Annotated in this window: 1 protein-coding gene; it reads left to right on the plus strand. The window is 64.2% G+C overall.

Translation table 11 applies throughout. The features are described 5' to 3' along the window. Window positions 1-3,438 (plus strand): amino acid adenylation domain-containing protein (locus JWQ61_RS17380; RefSeq protein ID WP_304361624.1); only part of this gene is annotated, 3,438 nt, incomplete at both ends.

Consider the following 3,438-nt stretch of genomic DNA (forward strand, 5'->3'; position numbering starts at 1 on the left):
TTTCCGCCGAAGCCGATGGCGACCAGCTCGCCCGGCAGCGCATGGAGCAAGTGTTCAAGCAGCCGTTCGACCTGCACGGCGGGCTGCTATGGAAAATGGAACTGATACGCGTGGGTCCTGCGCGCTACTACTGGCTGCTGTGCTACCACCACCTGGTCGCCGACGGCATCAGCACCTCGCAGAGTTTCGCCAGCATCGCCAGCGCCTACAACCGGCTGCTCGGACTGGATACGACCGTCGCCGAAGCAGCGCCCTCTTACCTGGACTTCATCGCCAAGGACCAGGATTATTTCTCCTCCGCCCGGTTTACGCTCGACAAGGAATTCTGGCGCCAGCGTTTCACGCAACTGCCCGCACGGCTGGTTGCCGGCGATAGCGCACTCTCGGCGAAGACGCTGGCTCCCAGCGAACAGGTCTACTGGTCTATCGAGCGCCCCCTGTTCGAGCAGATGACGGCGTTTGCGGCGGGCCATGGTTTTTCCGCCTCGGATTTCATGCTGGCCCTGACCAGCGTTTATTTCGCGCGCGCCAACGACCTGGATGAAATCGTCATCGGCGTGCCTATCCATAACCGCAGCAACGCGCGCGAAAAAAATACATTCGGCATGTTCTCGTCGATCATTCCGGTGGCGATCGCGCTGGACCGCCGGCAACCGTTCAGCCAGGCGATGGCGGCCGTTGCAAAAGAACTGCGCCGCTGCTACCGCCACCAGCGCTTCCCTATCGTGGAAATCAACCGCGCCCACAATGTCGTGCAAAACGGCTACCGCCAGTTGTTCGATGTCTCGCTGTCGTACGAAGTCTTCAGTACCGATTTCCCCATGGGCGACGGCATGGCCAGCGGCATCAAGCTGGACCATGGTTTCGAGCAGACGCCGCTGGCCTTGTCGGTGCGGGATTTCCATCGGGACCAGGATGTGCTGGTGGTGTTCGATTACAACACGCGCCATTTCACGCGCGATGAAGTCGCCAGGATACAAAGCCGCATGGCCTTGCTGATGGATGCCGTCGTCGGCGGCGCCGATTGCATGATCGACCGGCTGCCGCTGCTCTCTGCAGCGGAGCGCCAGCAGATCGTCACGACCTGGAATGCGACGCAAGCGGATTATCCATCGTCCTTGCTGCCGCAGCTGTTCGAGGCGCAGGCGGCAAAGACGCCGCAGGCAGCGGCCGTGGTGCACGGCGCCGAGCAGTTGAGCTACGATCAACTCAACCGCCAGGCCAACCGGCTGGCGCATTACCTGCGCGAACTGGGCGTCCAGCCGGACGACCGGGTGGCGATCTGCGTCGAGCGCGGCTTGTCAATGGTGGTTGGCCTGCTGGCAGTGCTGAAAGCAGGCGCGGCCTACGTGCCGCTGGATCCGGCGTATCCGGCGGAACGGCTGGCGCACATGCTGAACGACAGCGCACCGCGGGTGGTATTGACGCAGGCCGGGATCGAAGGCGAGTGGCAACAAGTGCGGACGACAATCCCCGCCAGCCTGCCGCTGCTGGACCTGCAGGCGCCAGCCTGGAGCGAATATCCGGAGCACAACCCGGACAGCAGCCGACTCTCGCCATCCCACCTGGCCTATGTGATCTACACCTCGGGCTCGACCGGCACGCCCAAGGGAGTAATGATCGAACACCGGAACCTGAGCAACCTGGTGCATTGGCATAACGCGGCATTCGACGTGCAGGCGGGCCATCGGACTTCCTGCGTAGCGCGGCTGGGATTCGATGCCGCGGTGTGGGAAATCTGGCCGACCCTGAGTGTCGGCGCCACCCTGCTGCTGCCGCTGCAGGACGACGATGCCGCCACCGTCCTGGCATGGTGGCGCGAGCAGCCGCTGGACGTCAGCTTCCTGCCGACACCGATGGCCGAATACGCCTTGAGCAACGGCATCGGCAACCCGCACCTGCGCCACTTGCTGACCGGTGGCGATCGCTTGCGCCACGCTCCGCAGGCAGGCTTGCCGTTCTCGCTGGTCAACAACTATGGCCCGACCGAGGCCACGGTGGTGGCCACTTCCGGCCGCTTGACGGCGGCGGACGAAGTCCTGCATATCGGCCGACCGATCGCCAACACCCAGGTGTATCTGCTGGACAGTCTGGGCCAACCGGTGCCGGTCGGCGTGGCGGGCGAGCTGTACATCGGCGGCGCCGGCGTGGCCCGCGGGTATCTGAACCAGGCCGAGCTGACCGAGCAGCGTTTCGTTCCGGACCCGTTCTCGCCGCTGCCCGGCGCACGCCTGTACAAGACCGGCGACCTGGCGCACTGGCAGGCGGACGGCAACCTGGTCTACCTGGGACGCAACGACTTCCAGGTCAAGATCCGCGGTTTCCGTATCGAGCTGGGCGAAATCGAAACTCAACTGGCGGCCCATCCGGCCATCCGCGAAGCGGTGGTGATCGCACGCGAAGACAGTCCGGGCGACAAGCGCCTGGTGGCCTACATTGTGGTCAATCAGGAAGTCGAAGCCGAGACGCTGCGTGCGCACCTGAGCCTCAACCTCCCGGACTACATGGTGCCGGCAGCCTATGTCACGCTGGCGGCGCTGCCATTGACGCCGAACGGCAAGCTGGACCGCAAGAACCTGCCGGCGCCGGACGGCGATGCTTATGCCGTGCGAGCTTATGCCGCGCCGGAGGGTGAAACCGAAACCGTCCTGGCGGCCATCTGGTCGGAACTGCTGCAGATCGAACGCATCGGCCGCGACGACAATTTCTTTTCCCTGGGCGGCCATTCGCTGCTGGCCGTGACCTTGATGGAAAGGATGCGCCAGCAAGGCTTGCAAGCGGAAGTACGCGCCTTGTTCGCCGCCCCGACCCTGGCCGGACTGGCCGCGGCAATCGGCGCAGAAAGCCGCCTGGTGGCGGTGCCGGCCAGCCTGATCCCGGACGGGTGTGAACTCATTACGCCGGCGATGCTGCCGATGGTGACGTTGAGCAGCGCTGAAATCGCCAGCGTTGTCGGCAACGTTCCAAGCGGCGCCGCCAATGTGCAGGATATCTATCCGCTGGCGCCGTTGCAGGAAGGCATCCTGTTCCACCACTTGATGGCGAAAGAAGGCGATCCCTACTTGCTGGTGGGATTGACCAGTTTTGATACCCGGGCACGACTCGATTCTTATCTGGCAGCTTTGCAAGCCGTGATCCAGCGGCACGACGTACTACGCACTGCCATCGTCTGGGAAGGCGTGCCGGAACCACTGCAGGTGGTCTGGCGCGCGGCGCCGCTGGTGCAGGAAGAGCTGATACTCGACCCGGCCGACGGCGACGTCGCACGCCAGCTGCGGGCCCGCTTCGACCCGCGCCATGCTCGCCTCGACCTGACGCAAGCACCGCTGATGCGGACCAGTTTCGCCTACGATGCCGGTCAGCAGCGCTGGGTGCTGCTGACCTTGATCCATCACCTGGTGAACGACCATACCACCCTGGAAGTGGTACGCGCCGAGA

Source organism: Collimonas fungivorans (assembly GCF_028292705.1).
Taxonomy (GTDB): domain Bacteria; phylum Pseudomonadota; class Gammaproteobacteria; order Burkholderiales; family Burkholderiaceae_D; genus Collimonas; species Collimonas fungivorans_B.